Origin of the sequence: Pectobacterium sp. F1-1 (assembly GCF_025643735.1) — a bacterium.
Classification (GTDB): domain Bacteria; phylum Pseudomonadota; class Gammaproteobacteria; order Enterobacterales; family Enterobacteriaceae; genus Pectobacterium; species Pectobacterium colocasium.
Genome location: NZ_CP104733.1, coordinates 3585475 through 3608440, shown reverse-complemented (window position 1 = coordinate 3608440; position 22966 = coordinate 3585475). Strand labels below are relative to the sequence as shown.

Sequence of the window (22966 nt, the reverse complement as noted above, 5' to 3'; positions counted from 1 at the left end):
TTGCCCCCTTACTGCAATTGCAGGGCGGCGTTCAGAGTACTGATCTTATCCGGGCGGAAACCGCTCCAATGATCGTCGGCCGTCATCACGACGGGCACCTGCTGATAGCCCAACGCTCTTACCTGCTGTAACGCCTGTTCATCTTCAGTTAAGTCCACCAGTTGATAGTGAATTCCTTGCTTATCCAGCGCACGACATGTGGCGTTGCATTGAACACAATCCGGCTTAGTGAAAATAGTAATACGCATGATTCGTATTTATCCTTTGGCGTGAAAGAAGTATGTCGGAGCGGCTATCCCCAGGGCATATGCACCCGAACCGATCCACTGGGTAGCGACGCGTTACGCGAGCGCCACACAAAGAATACTAGATGTGGGTGTTTTAAATTTCAACCACACAAGATATATGATTTTTAGTTGACCTTATACAAATTGACGCAAACCCTGATGCAGCAAGGCTGGTAGAGAATGCAAGTAAAAAATGCAGAAAGAAATAAATGTGATGCGCATCATTTTTGACGAAATAGTGTGCGAAGAAATGAAAGAGAGATGAACTCACTACACCTCAATCTTCCTCAGGCGCTGTACCTTGTACATAAATACAAGGAGTCATCATGGGTTTTGTCCTTATCCGGCGTAAAAATTATGCAGCGGTGGGTATGAACACCGAGTGAGCGGCATGGAGGCTGCGAAAGCCAGTGCCGCGTCGGGAACGCGTCACTGGCGGCTCGAAGAGTGGTCATGAACACCGATGGCCCCGCGTAGCGGCATAATTTAGCCGGAAGCCTGGGTTCGCAGGGGTGCGGCGATTGAGCGCCCCTGCGTCGGGCGCGTGCTACGGGGTAGCATGAAAATGATGACACCATCGCGCACGAAACCGTCTCTTCGTCGGCATAAAAATGTAACTAAGAGACAACCCTGTGAAGGGAGAGGTATCGATTACATTACTGGTAGATTTCTGCCGTAATAGATTTCCTGCATTTCGTGATACAGCAGATCGGTGATTCTTTTCCGTTCAGCAGCGCTGAGTTCTTCCGGGCTGACGTTGAACAAGTAGTGTTTCAGGTCGAAGTCTTTCAATAGCATTTTGGTATGGAAGATATTTTCCTGATACACGTTCACGTCCATCATGTGATAAAGCGCTTTCATGTCCTCGGACATGAAGTTCTGAATCGAGTTGATCTGGTGATCGATGAAATGTTTTATGCCATTGACATCACGGGTAAATCCCCGCACGCGATAGTCGATGGTCACAATATCGGATTCAAGCTGGTGGATGAGGTAGTTCAGCGCCTTCAGCGGTGAAATTACGCCACAGGTAGACACTTCGATATCTGCGCGGAAGGTACAAAGCCCGCCTTCCGGGTGGCTTTCTGGATAGGTATGAACACAGATATGGCTTTTATCCAGATGCGCGACGACGGAATGGGGCAGCGGCCCTGGGTGTTCGGAGGTATCGACATCGCGCGGATCGATGGGTTCTTCGCTGACCAAGATGGTCACGCTGGCGCCTTGTGGTTCATAGTCCTGACGTGCGATGTTAAGGACGTTGGCACCGATAATTGAGCAGGTTTCAGTGAGGATTTCTGTTAAACGGTTAGCGTTATATTGTTCGTCGATATAGGCGATATAACCGTCACGATCGTCGGCCGTTTTGGTGTAACAGATATCGTAGATACAAAAACTCAGGCTTTTCGTCAGGTTGTTAAAGCCGTGTAGTTTCAGCTTGTGCAATTTACGTCACCCCCTTGTGGTTATGTGATCACCCTAAGTGATGGATTCTTGCGCTTTCTGTAGCGCGCTTAACAGGTACTGTGGCAGGGCAAAACTGCCGATATGAACATCAGGCGTGTAATAGCGACAGGTGATGCCGGATTGAGCAAAACGCTGGTGCAGCGTGGCGGCGTCTATCTGACGCAGTGCCGGGTTATTGCTGGCCCAGGCGAACGTCATAATGCCGCCGTAATACGTCGGGATCGCCGCCTGATAAAAGCTGACATCACTGAAATAGTGGCTGAGTTTTTTATGGCTACCGACGGCTTCATCCTGTTGCAGGAAGCATACGCCATTCTGTGCGACGAAAATTCCGCCTTCATTCAGGCAGCGTGCGCAACCCTGATAGAAATCAGAGGTGAACAGGCTTTCGCCGGGGCCGATGGGGTCGGTGCAATCGGAAATAATGACGTCAAACTTTTCACTACACTGTCGGACGAAATTAACACCGTCATCAATCACCAGATTAAAACGCGGGTCGTCATAGCTACCGGCGCTGTGATTGGGCAAGTACTGGCGACAGAACTCCACCACGCCCGCATCGATCTCCACCATCGTGATCTGTTCGACGCTATGGTGTCGGCTGACTTCCCGCAGCATACCGCCATCGCCGCCACCGATAATCAGGACGCGTTTGGCGTTGCCGTGTGACAGAAGAGGAACGTGGGTGAGCATTTCGTGATAGATGAATTCATCGCGCTCGGTGGTTTGCACCACGCCGTCGAGCGCCATGACACGGCCTAATGCGTCGTTTTCAAAAATGATGAGATCTTGATGATCGGTCTTCTCGTGATACAACACGCGATCAACCGAAAAATACTGGCCAAAGTTGGCATGCAGGGTTTCATACCAAATTTCTTTCTGGGACATGTTAGGGCTTCCTCCGCGATAACAGCCATGAAAATTGGCGCGCCATCATAGCCGACTCTTTTACCGCTTGCACGGTCAAATTTCAGTCAGCGCGGAGGAGGGGGAAGGGCGTTACTGCGCGTAGGAAAGTAAACCGAGCGAATTACGTGCCAGGGACTGGCATTTTTTCGGGGTCGGGATAGCGATTTTACTCAGATCGCGATAGCTGTCTTCGCCCATCGCGGTCATGTCGTAGGCGCTGTAGTTGCTGAGATCCCAGCGGTTCTGCTGAGCAAAGGCGACCAGCGTCCGACGAATCTGCTCATTCGGCAGATCCTGATAGCCACAGTGGTTTTTCAAATAAACAAAGATCGCGGTCAGATCGGCAAGATCTTCCGCTTCAAATTCATTCAGCGCCTTGCTGGCGGAAGAGAAGCTCATCAGGCTTAGCAGGAGCAGAGCCAGCGCAGAGTTTTTCATGGTTGAACCTGTTCCAAATGTTGTCAGATGACGTTATCACAGATATCCCATGAGGTTCCAAGTTTTCTTATGGGAAACCTCCGATTGCGATAAAAAATAGCGGTGGAAGACGCGGGAAAATGAGAAGCGTAATACATTGAAATCGCTATTTTTTATTTTATTGCCGTTCGGTGAACAAAATCACCTCGTATTAATCGCAAGATTAAAGCGCATTTATCGCTGTTTGATACGATGACGCCGCCGTCAGGCTCTGATATTAATAACAACGATGTCATCCAATACAGTTTTTATTCTATGATCTCCGGTGTCTGGCGCGTCAGTAGTTGGTTGTTGGCGGGACTGTTGCTGCTTCCTTTAGCAACGGTTTTCTATCAGGCTTTTTTCGCCGACGGGATGGGATTTACCCAACTGTGGCAAATCGGGTTGCCCACCTACCTGATATATTCCGCGGTTATCGTGCTGGGTACGCTTTTCTTCAGTTTACTGTTTGGATTGCCTTCAGCCTGGTTTATCGCCATGTACCGCTTTCCCGGCCATCGAGTGTTGCAATGGGCGCTTTGCCTGCCTCTCGCAATGCCTGCCTTCCTGCTTGCCTATCTTTATACCGATGTATTACGGCACTTTTCGCTGTTGTTGCAAGAAGGGGGGCTGTCGATAGTCTCATCATGGGTAACATCACACATTGCTGGGCTACCTGTTTCACTGGGTTGCGTAAGCCTGATACTGGCGCTGGTGTTGTATCCCTACATTTATCTGCTGGTGCGTGAAGCGCTGGTAAAACAGCCTGCGAGCCTCATCCATTCTGCTCGTTTGCTCAATCAGACGCGCACTCAGGTATTTCGCCGCTTATGTTTGCCTCTTGCGCTGCCTGCGATCGCCTGTGGGGGCGCGCTGGTGGTTGTGGAGACGCTGGGGGATTATGGCGCCGCGTCTTACCTTGGTATTCCCACCATGACGACACAGGTGCTGGATATCTGGCAGAAGCAAGGCGATTTAGGCGCGGCTGCGCGTCTTGGTGTGTTGATTTTGCCCGCAATCTTTCTCTTGATGTTTCTGGTTAATGTCTGGCGTCGGAAGCAACGAATTTATCAGGCACATGCCACGACTTCCCCGGTAGTGCCGCCCGAGTTGAATGGGTGGCGTAGCAGGGTGGTTCGTGTCTACTGCTGGGGAGTCGTTTGTTTGTCTTTCCTGCTCCCGGTTCTGTATCTGCTCTTTCTGGCTCTCCGCTACATGATGTCAGTATGGGATATGGCGTTCCTCCACGCGGTGATGAATAGCCTGTTGGCGTCTGCCACGGCGACAGTCATCATTACACTGATGGCGCTGTCGTTTATTTTCTATACGCGCACGGCTGGGGTGTTTGCCAACCAGACGCCGGTTCGGCTGGTCAGCCTGAGTTTTGCCTTACCCGGCGCGGTACTGGCTGTCGGGCTGTTTACCTTGCTATCACTGGTAGATAGCGGGATTAACCTGCTTGCCCGCGCAGCGGGGTTACCTACCGCAGATGCGTTGCTGGCGGGGTCGCTGTTTATTCTCATCCTCGCCTATAGCGTTAAATTCGGGCGCCTGATGCTGGACAGCCTTGAGCGCAGCATGGAGGCCATTCCACGCTCACTGGACAGTGCGAGCCTTGTGCTAGGGGCTTCCCCCCTCAGCCGTTGGTCACGCGTGCATATTCCGCTGTTGCGTCGCAGCCTGTTTATCGGGGCGCTGCTGATTTTTACGGAAAGCATGAAAGAGTTGAATGTCTCATTGCTGCTGCGCCCTTTCGGGATTGATACGTTGGCAACCTATGTTTTCCGCTTTGCGGCGGATGAGCAGATTGCATCATTTGCCTTTCCTGCGCTGGTGCTGGTGGCGGTGGGGCTGATCCCTGTTTTCTGGCTGCATCGCGCACTGAATATAAAAGGATAATCACATGGCCGCGTCGATAGATATTCTGAGCGTTCAGGCAGTCAGTTGTACGTTGCAGCAGTCTCCCGTGTTGGAGAATATTTCATTTACCGTGCGTGGCGATGAGACGATCTGCCTGCTGGGTAAAAACGGCTGCGGTAAAACGGCGTTATTGCAGGTGATAGCTGGCCTGCTGCCGATTACTCAGGGTAAGGTCTTGTTGGAAGGTGAGCCCGTCAGCTCGCCGCAAGCGTATGTTTTGCCTGAGCAGCGACAGGTTGGCCTGATTTTTCAGGACTATGCGCTTTTTCCGCATCTGACGGTGGAAGGCAACATTGCGTTTGGGTTATATGGCCGCCCTGAAAGTGAGGTAAAGCCAATCTGTGTGGAGATGCTGGCGCTTTTACAACTGGATGAGGTTGCCGCGCGTTATCCACACGAACTATCGAACGAACAGCAACAGCGTTTGGCGATAGCCCGCGCGCTGGCCTGTGAGCCGAAACTGCTGTTGCTGGATGAGCCATTTCCCGGTCTGGACAGCCAAACTCGCTATCGCCTGATCACCGAATTGCGGCAGGTTCTCAAACAGCGTCATGTTGCGGCGGTTTTCGCTACACACAGCCGTGAGGAAGCCTTTGCCTGCGCTGACCACTTGATTCTGCTGGATGAAGGGAAAATTATGCAGCAGGGCTATCCCTCTGAGCTGTACCATCGTCCGAATAGCCGTTTTGTGGCTGATTTCATGGGGAATACGAACTATTTGCCCGTGAAAATTATGAGCGACCACCAATGGCAGAGCCCATTGGGCGATCACCATGCGACACATCCACTCAATCAGCAAATTGATTCAGCGTGCGACTGGATGGTGCGCCCGGCTGATGTCGCACTGGCGCTTGACCCTGACGGTCCGGCGTCAATCGAAGATCGGCTGTTTATGGGCACATCAAATTTGTATCGGGTAAAGTTAGGGGAACTGATGCTGCTGGTGCAGACGGGTAACTGGTTTGAGCCAGGACAGCAGGTGCGTTTAAGCATTAAGACAGACCCTCCGGTCTTGTATCCGGCTTTACCCGCCGTTAGCAGTCCGGCTGGCGGCCCTGAAAAGCCATGATTACGCTTCGTGCAGGTCTGCTGCTGGCATGAGCCACGTGCTATTGTGCTTTTCAAACCCTAATTTCGGGTAGTAATCCACCGCCAGCGGCGCGGCCAGCAAAATGATTTTGCAGCCTTTTTCAAGCTGCTGGGCGGTTTGTTGAATCAGCTTTTTGCCTATTCCCGCATGCTGAAAGTCCTCTGACACTGCCAGGTCGGACAGATAGCAGCAAAAATGAAAGTCCGTCACGCTACGCGCAATTCCCACCAACGTTTCCCCTTGCCAGGCGGAAACCAGCAGGTTGGCATGTTTCAGCATACCTGCAATCGCTGTCTCGTCATCTAGTGGGCGACGTGGCCCTAATGAGGTTTTCGCCAACAGCTCAACGAACTGCTGGCTGGAAAGCGGGGCGTTCACTTTGTAGCAAACATCCACAGAGGGGGTGCTCATGATGTCTCCTTCGTGGTGTGGTTTCTGATATACTTCGCGCGCCTGGGCATTGCCCAGACTGATGTAAACGTTTGTGTGTTTAAACATCAGCGTTGGCGCATCATCGATAATGAGTCTGTCATTTGCCGATGGTGCTGAATACCTTACTTCAAAGAGTTATCAGTATGATGAAACATACCGTGGAAGTCATGATTTCTGAGCAGGAAGTGATGGCGCGGGTTACCGAACTGGGGCAACAGATCAGCGAACACTACCGTGATAGCGGCAGCGATATGGTGCTGGTGGGGTTATTACGTGGATCGTTTATCTTTATGGCCGATTTATGCCGGGCGATCGACGTCCCTCACGAAGTGGATTTCATGACGGCATCCAGCTATGGCAGCGGTATGAACAGTACGCGCGATGTGAAGATCCTGAAAGATTTGGATGAAGATATTCGCGGTAAAGACGTGTTGATCGTCGAAGACATCATCGATTCAGGTAATACCTTGAGCAAAGTGCGGGAAATTCTGCAACTGCGGGAGCCTAAATCGCTGGCTATTTGTACGTTGCTGGACAAACCGGAGCGCCGTGAAGTCGCGGTGAAAGTCGAGTGGGTTGGGTTCTCGATTCCTGATGAGTTCGTCGTGGGTTACGGCATCGACTATGCTCAACACTATCGCCACTTACCTTACGTCGGCAAGGTTGTTCCGCAGGAATAATGACAAGATAAAGCCGATGCCGTGAGCGACGCCCAACGAGTGGGCGTCAGGCAGTGAATCAGGGCAGAGAGGAAATCGCGCGGCGATAACGCTGTTCCAGCGTCTCCCGGTTGGTCGCCGTCACTTCCAGATCGCGCAGACGGCCATCCTGAATGCCGTACACCCAACCGTGGATCGTGACTTTCTGCCCACGCTTCCATGCGGACTGCATGATAGTGGAGTGGCCGAGGTTATACACCTGCTCGACAACGTTGATTTCACAAAGCGTGTTCAGGCGCTGTTCGGGAGGCAATTCCCCCAGCAGAGAACTATGCTTGTACCACAAATCACGGATATGCAGCAGCCAGTTGTTAATCAAACCCAGTTCCGGGTTTTCCACCGCAGCCTGAACACCGCCGCAGCCGTAGTGGCCGCAAATGATGATGTGTTCGACTTCGAGAACTTCGACGGCATATTGCACGACAGACAGGCAGTTGAGGTCGGTGTGAATAACCAGATTGGCGACATTGCGGTGAACAAACAGTTCACCAGGCTCAAGGCTGGTCAGACTTTCCGCAGGTACGCGACTGTCCGAGCATCCAATCCATAGAAAACGGGGTCGTTGTGCCTGCGCCAGGCGTTCAAAGTAGCCAGGATCCTCTTCCACCATCGTTTTAGACCAAAGCTGGTTGTTCGCGATGAGCGTTTCAATTTCTTTCATGAAAGTAAATGACCTGTAACAAACAAGGGGCAGTGAGGAGTAATATAAGGCAACATGCGTCGTTTGAAAAACGATAGTTTATCTCCATCATAACTTTGAACCTGTAGAACTCACTGATAATAAGGCAATCCATTTCTTATGACATATGCACTGGAACTGGCGCAATTAACCAAAACCTATCCGGGAGGCGTCAAGGCGTTACGGGGGATCGACCTGAACGTGGAAGCGGGGGATTTCTACGCGCTGCTGGGGCCGAATGGCGCGGGAAAATCCACGACGATTGGGATTATCAGCTCGTTAGTGAATAAAACCGCCGGTAAAGTTCGCGTCTTCGGCTATGACCTTGAGCTGGATAAAGTGAATGCGAAGCGCCAACTGGGGTTGGTTCCGCAGGAATTTAACTTCAACCCCTTCGAAACGGTATTACAGATTGTGGTTAACCAGGCGGGCTACTATGGCGTGAAACGTCAGGATGCCTTGCAGCGTGCGGAAAAATACCTGAAACAGCTGGATCTATGGGAGAAACGCAACGAAAAGGCGATGATGTTGTCCGGTGGGATGAAGCGTCGTCTGATGATTGCGCGTGCGTTAATGCATGAGCCTAAGTTGCTGATTCTTGATGAACCGACGGCGGGTGTGGATATCGAATTACGTCGTTCCATGTGGGGCTTCTTGAAAGAGCTGAACGCGCAAGGTACGACGATTATTCTGACGACGCACTATCTGGAAGAAGCGGAAATGCTATGCCGCAACATCGGGATCATCCAGCGCGGAGAACTGGTGGAAAATACCTCTATGAAGCAGCTGCTTGGCAAGCTGAAATCAGAAACATTTATTTTCGATCTGGCAGCGAAAAGCCCGCTGCCGCAGTTGGAAGGCTACACCTTCCGTCTGACGGACACGTCAACGCTGGAAGTCGATGTCATGCGTGAGCAAGGCCTGAATGCGTTATTCAGTCAGCTCAACGCGCAGGGGATAACGATATTAAGTATGCGTAATAAAGCGAACCGGTTGGAAGAGCTGTTTGTCACGCTGGTAAATGGGACAAGCGGTAAGGGAGAAAAGGCATGATGCATTTGTATTGGGTGGCGCTACAGAGTATCTGGGTGAAAGAAGTCACTCGATTTGGGCGGATCTGGATTCAGACGCTGGTGCCGTCAGTGATCACCATGACGCTGTATTTTATTATTTTTGGCAACCTGATCGGTTCACGTATCGGCGAGATGCACGGGTTTACCTACATGCAGTTTATCGTGCCGGGGTTGATCATGATGGCGGTGATCACGAACGCGTATGCCAACGTGGCCTCTTCCTTCTTCAGCGCTAAGTTTCAACGCAATATTGAAGAGCTGCTGGTTGCGCCCGTGCCGACCTATGTGATTATCGCGGGTTATGTTGGCGGTGGTATCGCGCGTGGCCTGTGCGTGGGCATTCTGGTGACGGCGGTGTCGCTGTTCTTCGTGCCGTTACATGTTCATGCCTGGTGGGTCATTGTTTTGACGCTATTGCTGACGGCAATGCTGTTCTCACTGGCGGGGCTGTTGAATGCGGTGTTTGCGAAAACCTTTGATGATATCAGTCTGATTCCGACGTTTGTGTTAACGCCGTTGACCTATCTGGGTGGAGTATTTTACTCACTGACGCTGCTGCCGCCGTTCTGGCAGGCGGTGTCTAAACTGAACCCGGTGGTGTACATGATCAGCGGCTTCCGCTACGGTTTTCTCGGGATTCAGGACGTGCCGCTGCTGTTTACGATGTCGGTACTGATTGCCTTTATCGTGGTGTTTTATCTGCTGGTTTGGTGGCTGATTGAACGCGGACGTGGGCTGCGGACATAGTTTGTAAAGCGGACATAGTTTGTAAATGAGAAGGCGGTGGTAACACTGTGCCTGCCTTTTGGCGGACCGATTTAAGAAACGAAAACGGTAGTAATGGAATAGAAGAGTAAAGCGTCCGCGCCAGGGATGGCGCGGCTCGAGCTTACAGGGAGGTACTTGCAGCGTCTTTACGATCTATCCATTACTACCGCTCGGGTATTTCGTCAGACGTTTAGCGATTAGGCAACCTGAACCGGAATCGCTTTAGCCTGACGTTGCAGCTCGTTATCACCAGAGAAATAGGCCACTTTCGGGCTGTGGTTTCTGGCTTCCTCATCAGACATCTGCACGTAGGAGCAGATAATCAGTTTGTCGCCAACACAGGCAAGGCGAGCGGCGGCACCGTTCACGGAGATAATGCGTGAGCCTCTTTCGCCCACAATGGCGTAGGTCGAAAAACGCTGGCCGTTATCAACGTTGTAGATATCAATCGCTTCGTATTCCAGAATGCCAGCGGCATCCATAAAATCCTGATCGATGGCGCAAGAGCCTTCATAATGCAAGTCAGCCTGAGTCACTTTTACCCGGTGCAGCTTGCCTTGCAGCATGGTACGTATCATCGCTTTGTTACCTCGGTTCATACAGTCAAATCGACCTGGTGGTTATCAATCAATCTGGCCTTGCCTAACCAGGCAGCCATCAAAATCACAGCGCGCGTGCTGGCAGCGTTCAGCGGTTGTAGCGTATCCGCATCGCGAATAAACAGTTCATCAGGCGTAAAGCCTGCATCGCGCAACTTCTCTGCCGTTTGCTCCAGTAATGTGTCTATCTGGCGCTCGCCGTTGTCCAACTGCGCCGACAGATCCATCATCAACTGGTAAAGTTTCGGTGCCAACTGGCGTTCTTCGGCACTGAGATAGCCATTACGTGAACTCAATGCCAGCCCATCTTTTGCACGTACGATAGGGACGCCAATGATATCAATGTCATAGCCCATATCTCGGACGAGTTGCCGAATCAGCGCTAGCTGCTGATAATCTTTCTCACCGAAGCAGGCTAAATCTGGCTGTACCAGATTGAACAGCTTACTGACGATGGTAGCTACGCCTCGGAAATGGCCGGGACGGCTGGCACCTTCCAACATGGAAGACAGGCCAGGTACATCGACAAACGTTTGTGATTCCAGTCCATTGGGGTATACCACATCTGGGCTCGGTGCGAAAACCAGATCGGCTCCGCGACGGTTCAATTTCTCGCAGTCTTCCTGCAATGTTCGGGGGTAGCGGGCTAAATCATCTGGCCGCTCAAACTGCATGGGATTGACAAAAATGCTGACAATAACGATATCGGCACGTGCCTTGGCTTCATCGACCAGCGTCATGTGCCCGTCATGCAAGTTACCCATGGTGGGAACCAACGCAATGCGTTTCCTTTCCTGACGCCAGCGGCGAACTTCGCGGCGCAGCAGCAGAGGGGTTTCGATTATTAACACACCCGTACTCCTAAACAAAACAGCCTGATTAACGGAATGCTCGTTTTTAATGAAACGAGTGTTCTCAATGGAATGAATGTTCTCAATGAAATGAATGTTCTCAATGAAATGAATGTTCTCAATGAAATGAATGTTCTCAATGAAATGAATGTTCTTCGGCTGGGTAGACACCCTGTTCGACTTCTTGTGCATACAAACGCACTGCCGAACGGATATCCCCCCCGCTTTGCGCCAGAAAGTTCTTGGCGAACTTAGGCGTGTTGTCACCGGTAATGCCGAAAGCATCATGCATGACCAGAATCTGCCCGTCGGTCACGTTGCCGGCGCCAATGCCGATCACCGGAATCGACAGCGCATCCGTAACGCGTTTAGCCAGCGCAACCGGTACACATTCCAGCACAAGCAACTGTGCTCCCGCTTCTTCAAGCGCAAGCGCATCGGCCAGCAGTTGATTGGCATCGCTTTCGCTCCGGCCCTGAATTTTATAGCCACCGAAGATGTTAACGGACTGCGGCGTCAGACCCAGATGACCACAGACTGGCACGGCGCGCTCAGTCAGCATTTTTACCGTTGGGGCAAGCCAGCTTCCGCCCTCCAGTTTCACCATATTCGCACCTGCACGCATTAGCTCTGCGGCCTGGCTGAACGTTTGTTCTGGCGTGGCATAGGTCATAAAAGGCATATCGGAGAGAACCAGCGCCAGTGGGGCGCCGCGGCGCACACACTGTGTGTGGTAAACGATGTCGTTGGTGGTCACGGGTAAGGTGGAATCGTGACCTTGCACGGTCATTCCCAGAGAATCACCTACCAGCATCACGCGAATGCCTTGTTCAAAAAATAGGCGAGAGAAGCTGGCGTCGTAAGCGGTAATCGTAGCGAATTTTCGCTGATCTTGTTTCCATTGGCGCAAGTGGGAGATAGTCGTCGGTTTCATGACGGTCTTCCTATGTCAATAGGGCGAAGAATTAAGGGGGACATTCTAATGTAAGCTGACGTGTAGCGATATACCCGTCATGCTTCAAGTTGCAGATGTGAGAGGTGTTGATAAGCGGGGCGGTCAGTTGGCCTCGCGATTCCGTCGGTTTATTGTCTGTCCCATAATGTCAGACCGTTGCGATCGACATGGGTTAGCCGCTGGGCAAGTGTTTCACCGTCAGGGAACGCCAGGTCTGGGGCGATTTCCGCCAGCGGGTAGAGCATGAACTCACGATTTTTCATATCGTAATGCGGTACGGTCAGGCGTTCAGTCTGGATCTCGTCATTGCCGAACAGCAGAATATCCAGATCCAACGTGCGCGGGCCCCAGCGGTGTTCCTTGCGCTCACGGCCTTGTTCCAGTTCGATGGCTTGTGTGCGATCCAACAGCGACTCGGCTGCAAGTTCGGTTTCCAGTTCAACGACGGCATTGAGATAGTCTGGCTGATCCTGCGGGCCGAGCGGGCGACTACGGTAAAACGAGGAGCAGCAAACGACGCGAGTATGAGGAATCGCGTCTAGCGCAGACAACGCCGCGCGTACCTGTTGCAAAGGCTGGGCAAGGTTGCTGCCCAGCGCCAGATACACGCGTGTCATCAGGCTTGATCTCGGCGTGCCGCTATTGGTTTACGCGGTCGACGAGGACGGGAACGGCGGTGTGGTGTCGGGCCGTCATCCAGCGACTTCAGCATGTTTTGCTGACGCGGCGGCGCAGCAACCTGGAATTCCCCCCACCATTGCGCCAGACGCAGCAGCTCCTGATGGTTCTCGATTTCGGCACGCAGACAAAGCAAGTCATACGCGGCGCGGAATTTCGGGTGTTCCATCAGTTTATACGCGCGTTTCCCCTGACGACGGGACAGGCGCGTTTGCAGTTGCCAGATATCGCGGACTAAAGAGGTAATACGCTTAGGAATCGCCAGAGAACGGCACTGTTCATCCAGCACATCGTTCATCGCTAGCGAGAAGGCATCAAAGTAGGCCAGACCGCTTTCCTGAGCCAGCTTTTGTGCATGTTCAATCAGCGGATACCACAGCATGGCGGAGAACAAAAATGCCGGATTGACGCGCATATTGTTTTGCAGGCGCTGATCGGTGTTTTTCAGCACCTGTGCAACCATGCGCTCCAGCGTGGAATCGCCGTTTGGTGTGAAATAGCGACTCAGCAGCGGGAAAAGCGGCTGGAACAGCTGATATTCACACAGCATTTTATAGGTTGGGTAACCATACCCTGACTGAAGCAGCTTCAGCGACTCTTCAAACATACGCGCCGCAGGGATATCGTGCAGCAGCGAAGCTAAACGAGGGATCGGTTCGGCGGTTTCAGGGCTGACAGTCATGTTCAGTTTGGCCGCGAAACGGACTGCGCGTAGCATACGCACCGGATCTTCACGGTAGCGCGTTTCAGGGTCGCCAATCATTCGGATGACACCCTGACGCAGGTCGTTCAGGCCACCGGTATAGTCACGAACGCTGAAATCAGAAATGCTGTAGTAGAGGCTGTTGATCGAGAAATCACGACGCTGGGCGTCTTCTTCAACCGAGCCGAAAATATTGTCGCGCAGCAGCATGCCGCTCTGAGCCTGCTGAGAAGAATTCTTGGTTTCCTGCTGTTCCTGATGCTGATCGTGGTGACCACGGAACGTGGCAACTTCAATCACCTCTGGCCCGAACATGATATGGGCCAGACGGAAACGACGCCCAACCAAACGACAGTTGCGGAACAACTTGCGTACCTGATCGGGCGTAGCGTTAGTGGTGATATCAAAATCCTTTGGCTTTTTGCCCAGCAGCAGGTCGCGTACGCCGCCGCCAACCAGATAAGCCTCGTAGCCCGCTTTGTTCAGGCGATAAAGTACTTTCAGCGCGTTATCGCTGATGTCGCTGCGTGAAATAGTATGTTGGTCACGCGGGATGACCGTCAGGTTCTGACGCGTTTCCTCTGATTCGACCATTTCGTTCTCACGATTCAGTACTTTACGACAAAAATTAGCAACTCGGGAAAAGATAATACACCTCGATAGTGATGGATAAATCAACAGCACAGCATTGGCGTCGCCCCCCAAAGGGGCGGCTAAGGATGGCGCGCCATGAAAAATAGCGGCTAATCATAGCTCACCAATGTCCCTTTGAGAATGCTGATGTGATCGCGGACGCGTTTATTGCCGCCTGTAACGGGACGATATCAAGGGACCAGTGCGCGACAGACCATGCCAGCAGTGCGGAAAGCGTCATGTCTTGCGCGTTTTCCGGCAGCGGTTGATTCAGAAATTGCAGTGCGGCAAGTAGCACGGGACGCGGATCGCTGTTCGGCAGCGCCGGGGCATGATTCTGTTTGGACAGTTTATTTCCCTCTGTATTCAGCACCAGCGGCAGATGAACATAGGTAGGGATCGCGTAGCCCAATTGCTGATAGAGCGAAATTTGCCGGACTGTCGGTTCGATAAGATCGGCACCGCGCACGATCTCCGTAATTCCCTGATCGTTATCGTCGATCACGACGGCCAGATTATAGGCAAACAGCCCGTCACGGCGGTGGATAATAAAATCTTCCTGCGCGAGAGCCGTGTCGGCATGCAGGTCGCCACGCAATCTATCGTGAAAATGAAATACTGGCGTCGTCTGACGCAGGCGTAGCGCGGCGTTGTCGGCGGGCAGGTTACGCGTCCGGCAATAGCCGTCATAGTGTCCGCCTAACTGCTGAATACGGCTACGCGTACAGGTGCAGTAATAACTCATTCCCTGTTGTTGCAGTAGCTGAAGAATCTCACGATAACGCGCATGGCGCTGTGATTGGTAAACCACATCGCCATCCCAGTGCAGGCCGTAGTGTTCTAGCTGTGCGAGTATACGGGAGGCGGCACCGGGAATTTCCCGTGGCGGATCGATGTCTTCAATGCGTACCAGCCAGCGCCCTTGTTGGGAACGCGCCTGAAGATAACTACCCAGTGCGGCAATCAGTGAGCCAAAATGCAGATCGCCAGAAGGAGAGGGCGCAAAACGCCCGACATAGCGGTCGGTTTCAGTAAAGGGATTCACTTCAGGAGAAGAGGGCGTTTCGGTAAAGCTATTTTTCTCTGTAGAACTACTTTTCTCGGTAAAACGACTTTTTTGTGTAAAACAAGCTGTTCCAGACATAAGGGGTCGGTGCTATCTCGTCAGCGTTTTATCCAGACAAAAAATAGCGTGATGAACATCATTATTCATCAGCGGTAGTGTGCCTGAAGTCGGCCCCTGCGACGGGCAGGAGCCGATTCTGAGCAGGAAGATTATCCTGCCATTTGCTTTTCGCGTATCTCTGCCAGTGTTTTGCAGTCGATACACAGATCGGCTGTCGGACGTGCTTCCAGACGGCGGATGCCAATTTCGACGCCACAGGATTCACAGAATCCGAAATCCTCTTCTTCGATTTTCACCAGAGTTTTGGCGATTTTCTTGATCAGCTTGCGCTCACGGTCACGGTTACGCAGTTCGAGACTGAACTCTTCTTCCTGCGCCGCACGATCCACAGGATCAGGGAAGTTAGCGGCCTCATCGCGCATGTGCGATACAGTACGATCCACTTCATCCATGAGTTGGTTGCGCCATGCTTCAAGAATACGCTTGAAATGAGCGAGTTGAGCATCGTTCATATACTCTTCGCCCGGCTTCTCCTGGTACGGCTCTACTCCGGCAATTGCGAGAATGCTCAGAGAAGATGTCTTACGGTTTTGCCCTTCTTGCATGTTGCTTCTCCTACATAACACGACACGCATAATACCCTTTTATGCAGTGAAGTTGCGGCATTGTTGACCAGAACTTCAGCTATCTGGGTATATCGGCCCCAAAGGGGGAAAAAACAGGCCGCTATAAATAGCAGATGGAGATGGGGTTGGCAATGCTTCCTGACACCGGCCTGATAAAGTGTGAGGAACAACCTGCTTAACCCGTCATACTTCAAGTTGCATGTGCGTTGGCTACGTTCAGTCACCCGAATCACTTACTTGAGTAAGCTCATCGAGATTCCTTCTCTTGCCGCCTTCCTGAAACTCGAATTATTTAGGGTGTACATTAAATAATAAACAATGTGTTACGCCTTTTATGGTGCGTTTGGCGTGTTATGCAATGCTTTTACGTCATCCCAACAACGGTAGTTTGTGCGTCAATGTAATACCGTCAGGGCATAATGTGGAGCCGTAACATATAATTTCAACCCCTGCCCGCCGCGCTTCTGTAAATAATTCCGCATAGCGTGAATCGATATGCCGGGCGGGAGAAACCTGCTGGATTCCTGAATGGAGCACGGCGAAAAACAGTACCGCGCGTTTTCCATTGGAAACCATCTGTTGCAGCTCACGTAGATGCTTCTGCCCTCTGAGTGTAACCGCATCGGGAAAGTAACCACATTCATGTTGCAATAATGTGACGGATTTCACCTCAATATAGCAGTCAATCTTACCCGGCGCCTGTAAAAGCAAATCGACTCGGCTATTTTCCGTACCGTATTTCACTTCTGTTTTTACGTCTGAATAGCCAGCCAGCTCTTCTATGCGATTTTCCAATAAGGCTTCGTACAATAATGTGTTGGCACGCAGAGTATTGACACAAATCCAGTGATTTTTTTGCGTTTCAGTCAGTTCCCAACTCTGTGGATACTTACGCTTAGGATTATCAGACGTTGAATACCAGACGGTATCGCCGGGCGTGGCACAGCCCGTCATCGCTCCCGTATTGGCGCAGTGCAGCGTGAGCGTCTCGCCTTCTGGGGTCACGACATCGGCCAAAAAGCGTTTGTAACGTTTAATCAACCGGGCAGGTTGTAAACGTGGGGTATAGTCCATGCGTATCCTATTCTATTGTTTATCCGCGTGGTCTCTTATTGAATAAATGACCAACTTTCCAACTGTTGATAGCGGGTTTTGCCATTATCGAAAAGTGATTCGTAAAGCGAAAAGTGCGTCATATCAACCTGCCAACTGAAGGTCGCGGCGGGAATCGCAACGGGACGAGTCGCGCCGCGTAGTAGCGTAATGTGTGGATGAAAAGGTAATGCCGTTTGATAACAGCCGTTGCGTGCGGCCTGGGAACGCAGCAGTTCTGCCAGTTGCAGCAGCCCGCGTGGTGCGCGGCGACAGCCCAGCCAGACTACGCCGGGTCGTGGCCAGTGTCCGGCGTCATCCAGCGTAAGGGAAAAAGTGGGTTGACGAATGCGGCCTGCCAGTGTCTGTAGAACCTGCGCTTTTTGTTCGCTAACGTCCCCCAAAAAAGCCAGCGTCAGATGAAGATTGGCCGCCGCGACCGGACGACCGGCTTCTGGAGCGAAGCGCTCGGCACGCCAGCGGATAATCTCTTGCTGTGTGGTTTCCGGTAGTGATAGGGCAAAAAACAGGCGGCGGGGGGCTGACATGGCGATCTCTCTGTTCTGATTCCATCCGATGCTACATTCATCATGATGCTACAATGCTCGCCGCTGAAAGTTAACCTTATACGGAGATGTCTGTGATTTTACCGCCCGTCAGCGCCGTGCTGGATGATGTCATAACGGCGCTACATACTGCGCCTCAGGTGCTGCTCAATGCCCCAACAGGGGCGGGAAAATCGACCTGGCTGCCGTTGCAATTGCTGCAACAGGGTAAGTTGAACGGGCGCATCATCATGCTGGAGCCGCGTCGTCTGGCGGCGAAGAGCGTAGCCTGGCGGTTGGCGCAGCAGCTCGGTGAGGAACCGGGAGAGACGATAGGTTATCGCATGCGCTCAGAAAGCCGCGTGAGCGACGCAACGAAACTGGAAGTTGTCACCGAAGGGATGCTGACCCGTCTGTTACAGCAGGATGCGGAGCTGCAAGGCGTGGCGCTGATTATCCTTGATGAGTTTCATGAGCGCAGCATACAGGCTGATTTGGCGCTGGCGCTGCTGCTTGATGTACAGCAAGGGCTACGTGACGATATAAAACTGCTGATTATGTCCGCGACGCTCGACAATGCGCGGCTGGCGGCGCTGCTGCCAGAAGCCGTTTGCGTGGTGTCTGAAGGCCGCAGCTATCCGGTTGAGCGGTGTTATGCACCGCTGAATAATCAGGAAAGGTTGGAAGAGGGCGTGGCGCGGCAGGTACGACGTTTGCTCAGTGAAGAAGAAGGGTCGCTGCTGCTGTTTTTGCCCGGCGTCGCGGAGATTCGTCGTGTGCAGGCGCTGCTGGAAAATAGCGTGTCGGGCGAGACGGATCTCTGCCCGTTATACGGTGCATTGACGCTGGCGGAACAGCAAAAGGCGATTCTACCTGCCGAACCGGGGCGCCGTAAGGTGGTGTTGGCTACCAATATTGCTGAAACCAGCCTGACGATTGAAGGTATCCGGCTGGTGATGGATAGCGGTCTTGAACGTGTCGCCAGCTTTGATGTGAAAAGTGGCGTCACCCGACTGGTGACGCAGCGAATCAGCCAGGCCTCTATGGTACAGCGCGCCGGACGTGCCGGACGCTTAAGCCCCGGCATTTGCTGGCACCTGTGCTCGCGTGAACAGGCAGAACGCGCAGCGGCGCAAAGCGACGCTGAGATACTGAACAGCGATTTAAGCAGCGTCTGGCTGGATTTATTACAGTGGGGCTGTACCGATGTGGCACAGTTAACCTGGCTGGATAGGCCTCCAGCCCCCGCGCTGTATGCCGCACGCCAGCTACTGCGTCAGCTTGGCATTACCGATGGACAGGAGCGATTGACCGCAGAGGGGCGCAAGATCGCCGCGCTAGGTAGCGATGCTCGTTTGGCGACGATGTTATATGCCGCGTCACAGCAAAATTCAGATGCGCTGGCTACCGCCGGATGTCTGGCGGCGATACTGGAAGAGCCGCCGCGTAGCGGGTCGATCAATCTGGCCGATTGGCTGCATCGTCCGCTGCCGCACTGGCTGCGGCGGGCAAAACAGCTGACGCGTCGTTTATCGACGGCTTCGGGGCGTATCGCTGATTTTGGACATATTGACAGCGGAGAAGCCGACTGGCTGCTGGCACTGGCTTTCCCCGATCGCATCGCCCGGCGGCGCAGTCAGGATGGGCGCTACCAGCTTGCTAATGGCAGCGGTGCGATGATGTCGGCTGATGACGCACTGTCGGGTACGGAGTGGTTGTTGGCTCCGGTGCTCTTACAGAACGATCGATTAGTGCAAAACAAGCAAAGCGCGGATGCACGGATCCTGCTGGCGTTGCCACTGGATATTGAACGGCTGGAACGGCGGCTACCGGGATTAATAAATGAACATAACGTGGTGCACTGGGACGAAGAAAAGGGTACTCTGCGCGCCAGCCAGCGCGACCAGATAGGTTGCCTGACGCTGCGAACACGTCCGTTGAACAAGCCATCCGATGAGGCATTGCAACTGGCGCTGTTATCCTGGATTCGGGAGCAGGGGATTGAGGCATTAAACTGGGACGCTGCGGCGTTACAGCTCCGCGCCCGGCTACAGTGCGCCCACCAGTGGTTGCCCGAGGTTGACTGGCCGCAGGTGGATGATGACACGCTGTTGGCAACACTGGACATCTGGCTACAGCCGTCGCTGTCTGGCGTGCGTGACTTACGCGCGCTACACCAGATTAATTTGAGTGAGGCGCTACTGCGGTTGCTGGACTGGTCACTACGTCAGCGGCTGGATAGCGCATTACCCACGCACTACACGGCACCCGGCGGCAGTTGCCTGCCTATCGCCTATTATGACGATAAGCCACCGGTGCTATCGGTGCGGATGCAGGAAATGTTCGGTGAGCAGCAGAGCCCGATGCTGGCGGAGGGACGTGTCGCGCTGGTATTGGAACTTTTATCGCCAGCGCAGCGTCCATTACAGATTACGCGGGATTTAGCCGCATTCTGGCAAGGTGCTTACCGTGAGGTACAGAAAGAGATGAAGGGGCGTTACCCCAAGCATGTCTGGCCGGACGATCCGGCGAATACGGCGCCGACGAGGCGTACCAAGAAATATCAGAATCACTAATTTCAGACGTTTCCGCTTTCCCAAAAAAGGGGCTGGAAACAGAGTAGGCGGCTTGAGCGCACTGCAGATAGCCGTGAACAACCTGATGGAGAAGTTATTGTAATGTCTGGGGATGACCGCGAACCTATCGGACGCAAAGGGAGAGCGCCAAAACGTAAACCTGAACGCAAACAGGCTATACGACGTCGCAGGGATGACGACTATGATGATGATGACTACGATGATTATCAGGACGACTATGACGACGATGATGACGACGGCGACGAAACCATGACGCGTAAATCGCAGAGAAGGCGACGTTGGCTAGGACTGGCGATTAAACTGTTCCTGATCTTTGCCGTGGCGATGGCGATCTATGGTGTGTACCTCGACAGCCAGATCCGCAGCCGTATTGAAGGCAAAGTCTGGCAGTTGCCCGCTGCCGTCTATGGCCGCATGGTCAACCTTGAACCCGGCATGGCCTACAGTCAGAAAGAGATGGTTAGTTTGCTGGAAGGCATGCAATATCGTCAGGTAAGCCGGATTACCCGTCCGGGCGAATTTAGCGTGCGCGGCAACAGTATCGATATGCTGCGCCGTCCGTTTGATTTCCCCGATGGAAAAGAAGGGCAGATTCAGGCGCGTCTGACGTTTGCCAACGATCGCCTGTCGCAGATCCAGAATCTGGACAACCAGCGCAACTTCGGCTTTTTCCGTCTCGATCCAAAACTGATCACCATGATGCAGTCGCCAAATGGCGAACAGCGTTTATTCGTGCCGCGTTCCGGCTTCCCCGATCTGTTGGTTGATACACTGGTTGCGACCGAAGACCGCCATTTCTATGAGCACGACGGTATCAGCCTGTACTCCATTGGCCGTGCATTTTTAGCTAACATCACGGCGGGACGGGCGGTGCAGGGCGGCAGTACGCTGACACAGCAATTGGTTAAGAACCTGTTCCTGACTAACGAGCGTTCGCTGTGGCGTAAAGCGAATGAAGCCTATATGGCGTTGATCATGGATTACCGCTACAGCAAGGATCGTATCCTTGAGCTGTATCTCAACGAGGTGTACCTCGGTCAGAGCGGTAACGACCAGATCCGCGGTTTCCCGCTTGCCAGCCTGTACTACTTCGGCCGGCCAGTGAATGAACTGAGCCTCGATCAGCAGGCATTGCTGGTGGGGATGGTGAAAGGTGCGTCGCTGTATAACCCGTGGCGTAACCCGCAGCTTACGTTAGAACGACGTAATCTGGTGCTGCGCCTGTTGCAGAATCAGCAAGTTATTGATGCCGATCTGTACAACATGCTGAGCGCGCGTCCACTGGGTGTGCAGCCAAAAGGCGGCGTGATCAGCCCTCAGCCCGCGTTTATGCAACTGGTGCGGCAGGAACTGCAACAGCGGCTTGGCGACAAGGTTAACGATCTCTCTGGCGTGAAGATCTTTACCACGCTCGACCCGGTTTCGCAGGATGCGGCGGAAAAAGCGGTGGAAGTCGGGGTTCCGGCGCTGCGCGCAGGCCGTAATGTCAGCGATCTGGAAGCGGCGATGGTGATTGTCGATCGTTTTAGCGGTGAAGTTCGCGCGATGGTTGGCGGTTCTCAAACGCAGTACGCCGGGTTTAACCGTGCGCTACAGGCGCGCCGTCCCGTCGGGTCGCTGGCGAAGCCGCCGACCTATCTGACCGCGCTGAGTCAGCCGGATACCTATCGTCTGAATACCCTGCTGGCGGACGAGCCGCTGTCGATCAAACAGCCTAACGGACAGCTGTGGCAGCCGAAGAACTACGATCGTGAGTTCCGTGGCCGCGTCATGCTGGTTGATGCGCTGGCGAACTCGCTGAACGTGCCGACCGTTAATCTGGGGATGGCCGTGGGGCTGAATCAGATCACGGAAACGCTGAAGCGTCTGGGTATTCCGGAAAACGTGATTCAGCCTGTACCGGCGATGCTGCTCGGTGCGATCAGTCTGACGCCGATGGAAGTGGCGCAGGAATACCAGACGATCGCCAGCGGCGGCAACCGTGCACCGCTTTCCTCACTGCGTTCGGTGATTGCGGAAGACGGTACGGTACTGTACCAGAGCTTCCCGCAGGCTGAGCGAGCGGTCCCCGCGCAGGCGGCCTATCTGACGCTGTATGGTATGCAGCAGGTTGTTGAACGCGGTACGTCGCGTTCGCTGGCGGTGAAATTCCCGAATTATCATCTGGCGGCGAAAACCGGTACCACCAATGACCTGCGTGACAGCTGGTTTGCCGGTATCGACGGTAAAGAAGTGGCGATTAGCTGGGTAGGGCGTGATAACAACGGCCCGGCCAAGCTGACCGGGGCGAACGGTGCGCTGACGATTTACCGTCGCTATCTGGAAAACCAAACGCCGCTGCCGTTAATGCTGACGCCGCCGGAAGGCATCACGACGATGACGGTGGATGCCAGCGGTAACTTTATCTGCAACGGCAGCAGCGCCGGACGGGTATTGCCGGTCTGGACGGATAATCCGCAGGCGCTGTGTCAGGCCAGCCAGCCGCAGCCTTCCGCGCAGCAGGAACAGCAAGATGGAGAAGGCGTCGCCGATTGGATCAAACAAATGTTTGGTCAATAATCTATCGTTGCTTCAACTGGTTGCCGTCTCTTAGCTATATCTTATGCAGCCTGAGAGACGGTTTCGTGCGCTTACAATACGGTTATTTTATGCTACCGCGTAGCACGCGCCCGACACGAGGCGACTCAAACGCCGCCGCCCCGTGACCCCAGGCTTTCGGCGGAAATTATGCCGCTGACGCGGTACCTTCGTCTGTATCTGG

At 53.3% G+C, this 22966-nt stretch carries 22 protein-coding genes; 7 read left to right on the top strand and 15 right to left on the bottom strand.

Features of this window, described 5'->3' with window-relative positions; all coding sequences use genetic code 11:
• Window positions 1-8: 8 nt before the first annotated feature.
• The 4 genes from nrdH to NAL19_RS16070 all read right to left on the bottom strand — a co-directional run bounded on the left by nrdH (window position 9) and on the right by NAL19_RS16070 (window position 3101).
• A complete protein-coding gene (nrdH, locus tag NAL19_RS16085; protein ID WP_039352306.1) occupies window positions 9-248 on the bottom strand; it encodes a glutaredoxin-like protein NrdH in 240 nt (79 codons plus the stop codon).
• A 690-nt stretch (window positions 249-938) separates the two neighbouring features.
• Window positions 939-1733, bottom strand: coding sequence for an adenosylmethionine decarboxylase (speD, locus tag NAL19_RS16080; protein ID WP_225085496.1), 795 nt, complete (start codon window positions 1731-1733; stop codon window positions 939-941).
• A gap of 33 nt (window positions 1734-1766) precedes the next feature.
• On the bottom strand, window positions 1767-2642 hold the full coding sequence (gene speE, locus NAL19_RS16075; RefSeq protein ID WP_263057869.1) for a polyamine aminopropyltransferase: 876 nt from the start codon (window positions 2640-2642) through the stop codon (window positions 1767-1769).
• A gap of 111 nt (window positions 2643-2753) precedes the next feature.
• On the bottom strand, window positions 2754-3101 hold the full coding sequence (locus NAL19_RS16070; RefSeq protein WP_010280797.1) for a YacC family pilotin-like protein: 348 nt from the start codon (window positions 3099-3101) through the stop codon (window positions 2754-2756).
• 231 nt (window positions 3102-3332) lie between these two features.
• Here NAL19_RS16070 and NAL19_RS16065 point away from each other — a divergent pair, with 231 nt between their 5' ends.
• Both NAL19_RS16065 and NAL19_RS16060 read left to right on the top strand, forming a co-directional pair.
• The gene (locus tag NAL19_RS16065; protein WP_263057868.1) at window positions 3333-5018 is read left to right on the top strand and encodes an ABC transporter permease; all 1686 of its coding nucleotides are present in this window, start codon (window positions 3333-3335) and stop codon (window positions 5016-5018) included.
• Window positions 5019-5022: 4 nt separating this feature from the next.
• Complete coding sequence (locus NAL19_RS16060; protein ID WP_263057867.1) at window positions 5023-6108, top strand: ABC transporter ATP-binding protein; 1086 nt, start codon at window positions 5023-5025, stop codon at window positions 6106-6108.
• On the opposite strand, the gene NAL19_RS16055 is transcribed toward NAL19_RS16060, so the two are convergent.
• Window positions 6109-6540, bottom strand: a complete 432-nt coding sequence (locus NAL19_RS16055) for a GNAT family N-acetyltransferase (RefSeq protein WP_225085492.1) — start codon at window positions 6538-6540, stop codon at window positions 6109-6111.
• A gap of 167 nt (window positions 6541-6707) precedes the next feature.
• On the opposite strand from NAL19_RS16055, the gene hpt reads away from it, so the two are divergent.
• Window positions 6708-7241 (top strand): hypoxanthine phosphoribosyltransferase, encoded by a 534-nt coding sequence (gene hpt, locus NAL19_RS16050; protein WP_172644812.1) that lies wholly within the window; start codon window positions 6708-6710, stop codon window positions 7239-7241.
• Between the two features lie 58 nt (window positions 7242-7299).
• Here hpt and can read toward each other — a convergent pair whose 3' ends face one another.
• Window positions 7300-7941, bottom strand: a complete 642-nt coding sequence (can, locus tag NAL19_RS16045) for a carbonate dehydratase (protein WP_010280785.1) — start codon at window positions 7939-7941, stop codon at window positions 7300-7302.
• Window positions 7942-8079: 138 nt separating this feature from the next.
• On the opposite strand from can, the gene NAL19_RS16040 reads away from it, so the two are divergent.
• Together NAL19_RS16040 and NAL19_RS16035 are read left to right on the top strand one after the other, a co-directional pair.
• Window positions 8080-9012, top strand: a complete 933-nt coding sequence (locus NAL19_RS16040) for an ABC transporter ATP-binding protein (RefSeq protein ID WP_225085491.1) — start codon at window positions 8080-8082, stop codon at window positions 9010-9012.
• Window positions 9009-9779 (top strand): ABC transporter permease, encoded by a 771-nt coding sequence (locus NAL19_RS16035; RefSeq protein WP_263057866.1) that lies wholly within the window; start codon window positions 9009-9011, stop codon window positions 9777-9779. Before NAL19_RS16040 ends, NAL19_RS16035 begins: the two co-directional genes overlap by 4 nt.
• A gap of 218 nt (window positions 9780-9997) precedes the next feature.
• Here the strand turns inward: NAL19_RS16035 and panD are convergent, their stop codons facing one another.
• From panD to thpR, 9 genes are all read right to left on the bottom strand, one after another.
• Window positions 9998-10378 (bottom strand): aspartate 1-decarboxylase, encoded by a 381-nt coding sequence (panD, locus tag NAL19_RS16030; RefSeq protein ID WP_180740744.1) that lies wholly within the window; start codon window positions 10376-10378, stop codon window positions 9998-10000.
• Between the two features lie 17 nt (window positions 10379-10395).
• Window positions 10396-11250, bottom strand: coding sequence for a pantoate--beta-alanine ligase (panC, locus tag NAL19_RS16025; RefSeq protein WP_225085489.1), 855 nt, complete (start codon window positions 11248-11250; stop codon window positions 10396-10398).
• A 136-nt stretch (window positions 11251-11386) separates the two neighbouring features.
• Entirely contained in the window at window positions 11387-12184 is a 798-nt protein-coding gene (panB, locus tag NAL19_RS16020) for a 3-methyl-2-oxobutanoate hydroxymethyltransferase (protein ID WP_225085488.1), read from the bottom strand.
• A 149-nt stretch (window positions 12185-12333) separates the two neighbouring features.
• On the bottom strand, window positions 12334-12822 hold the full coding sequence (folK, locus tag NAL19_RS16015) for a 2-amino-4-hydroxy-6-hydroxymethyldihydropteridine diphosphokinase (protein ID WP_225085487.1): 489 nt from the start codon (window positions 12820-12822) through the stop codon (window positions 12334-12336).
• On the bottom strand, window positions 12822-14234 hold the full coding sequence (gene pcnB, locus NAL19_RS16010; RefSeq protein WP_263059736.1) for a polynucleotide adenylyltransferase PcnB: 1413 nt from the start codon (window positions 14232-14234) through the stop codon (window positions 12822-12824). Before pcnB ends, folK begins: the two co-directional genes overlap by 1 nt.
• Before the next feature lie 106 nt (window positions 14235-14340).
• Window positions 14341-15363, bottom strand: a complete 1023-nt coding sequence (gene gluQRS, locus NAL19_RS16005; RefSeq protein WP_263057865.1) for a tRNA glutamyl-Q(34) synthetase GluQRS — start codon at window positions 15361-15363, stop codon at window positions 14341-14343.
• Between the two features lie 131 nt (window positions 15364-15494).
• Complete coding sequence (gene dksA, locus NAL19_RS16000; protein WP_010280759.1) at window positions 15495-15950, bottom strand: RNA polymerase-binding protein DksA; 456 nt, start codon at window positions 15948-15950, stop codon at window positions 15495-15497.
• A 390-nt stretch (window positions 15951-16340) separates the two neighbouring features.
• A complete protein-coding gene (gene sfsA / locus NAL19_RS15995; protein WP_263057864.1) occupies window positions 16341-17045 on the bottom strand; it encodes a DNA/RNA nuclease SfsA in 705 nt (234 codons plus the stop codon).
• A 35-nt stretch (window positions 17046-17080) separates the two neighbouring features.
• Window positions 17081-17611 carry an RNA 2',3'-cyclic phosphodiesterase gene (gene thpR, locus NAL19_RS15990; protein WP_225085484.1) on the bottom strand — a complete coding sequence of 177 codons (531 nt, stop codon included), beginning with the start codon at window positions 17609-17611 and terminating at the stop codon, window positions 17081-17083.
• A 92-nt stretch (window positions 17612-17703) separates the two neighbouring features.
• Here thpR and hrpB point away from each other — a divergent pair, with 92 nt between their 5' ends.
• Together hrpB and mrcB are read left to right on the top strand one after the other, a co-directional pair.
• The gene (gene hrpB / locus NAL19_RS15985) at window positions 17704-20184 is read left to right on the top strand and encodes an ATP-dependent helicase HrpB (RefSeq protein WP_263057863.1); all 2481 of its coding nucleotides are present in this window, start codon (window positions 17704-17706) and stop codon (window positions 20182-20184) included.
• Between the two features lie 102 nt (window positions 20185-20286).
• Entirely contained in the window at window positions 20287-22764 is a 2478-nt protein-coding gene (gene mrcB, locus NAL19_RS15980; protein WP_263057862.1) for a bifunctional glycosyl transferase/transpeptidase, read from the top strand.
• The last annotated feature ends 202 nt before the right edge of the window (window positions 22765-22966 follow it).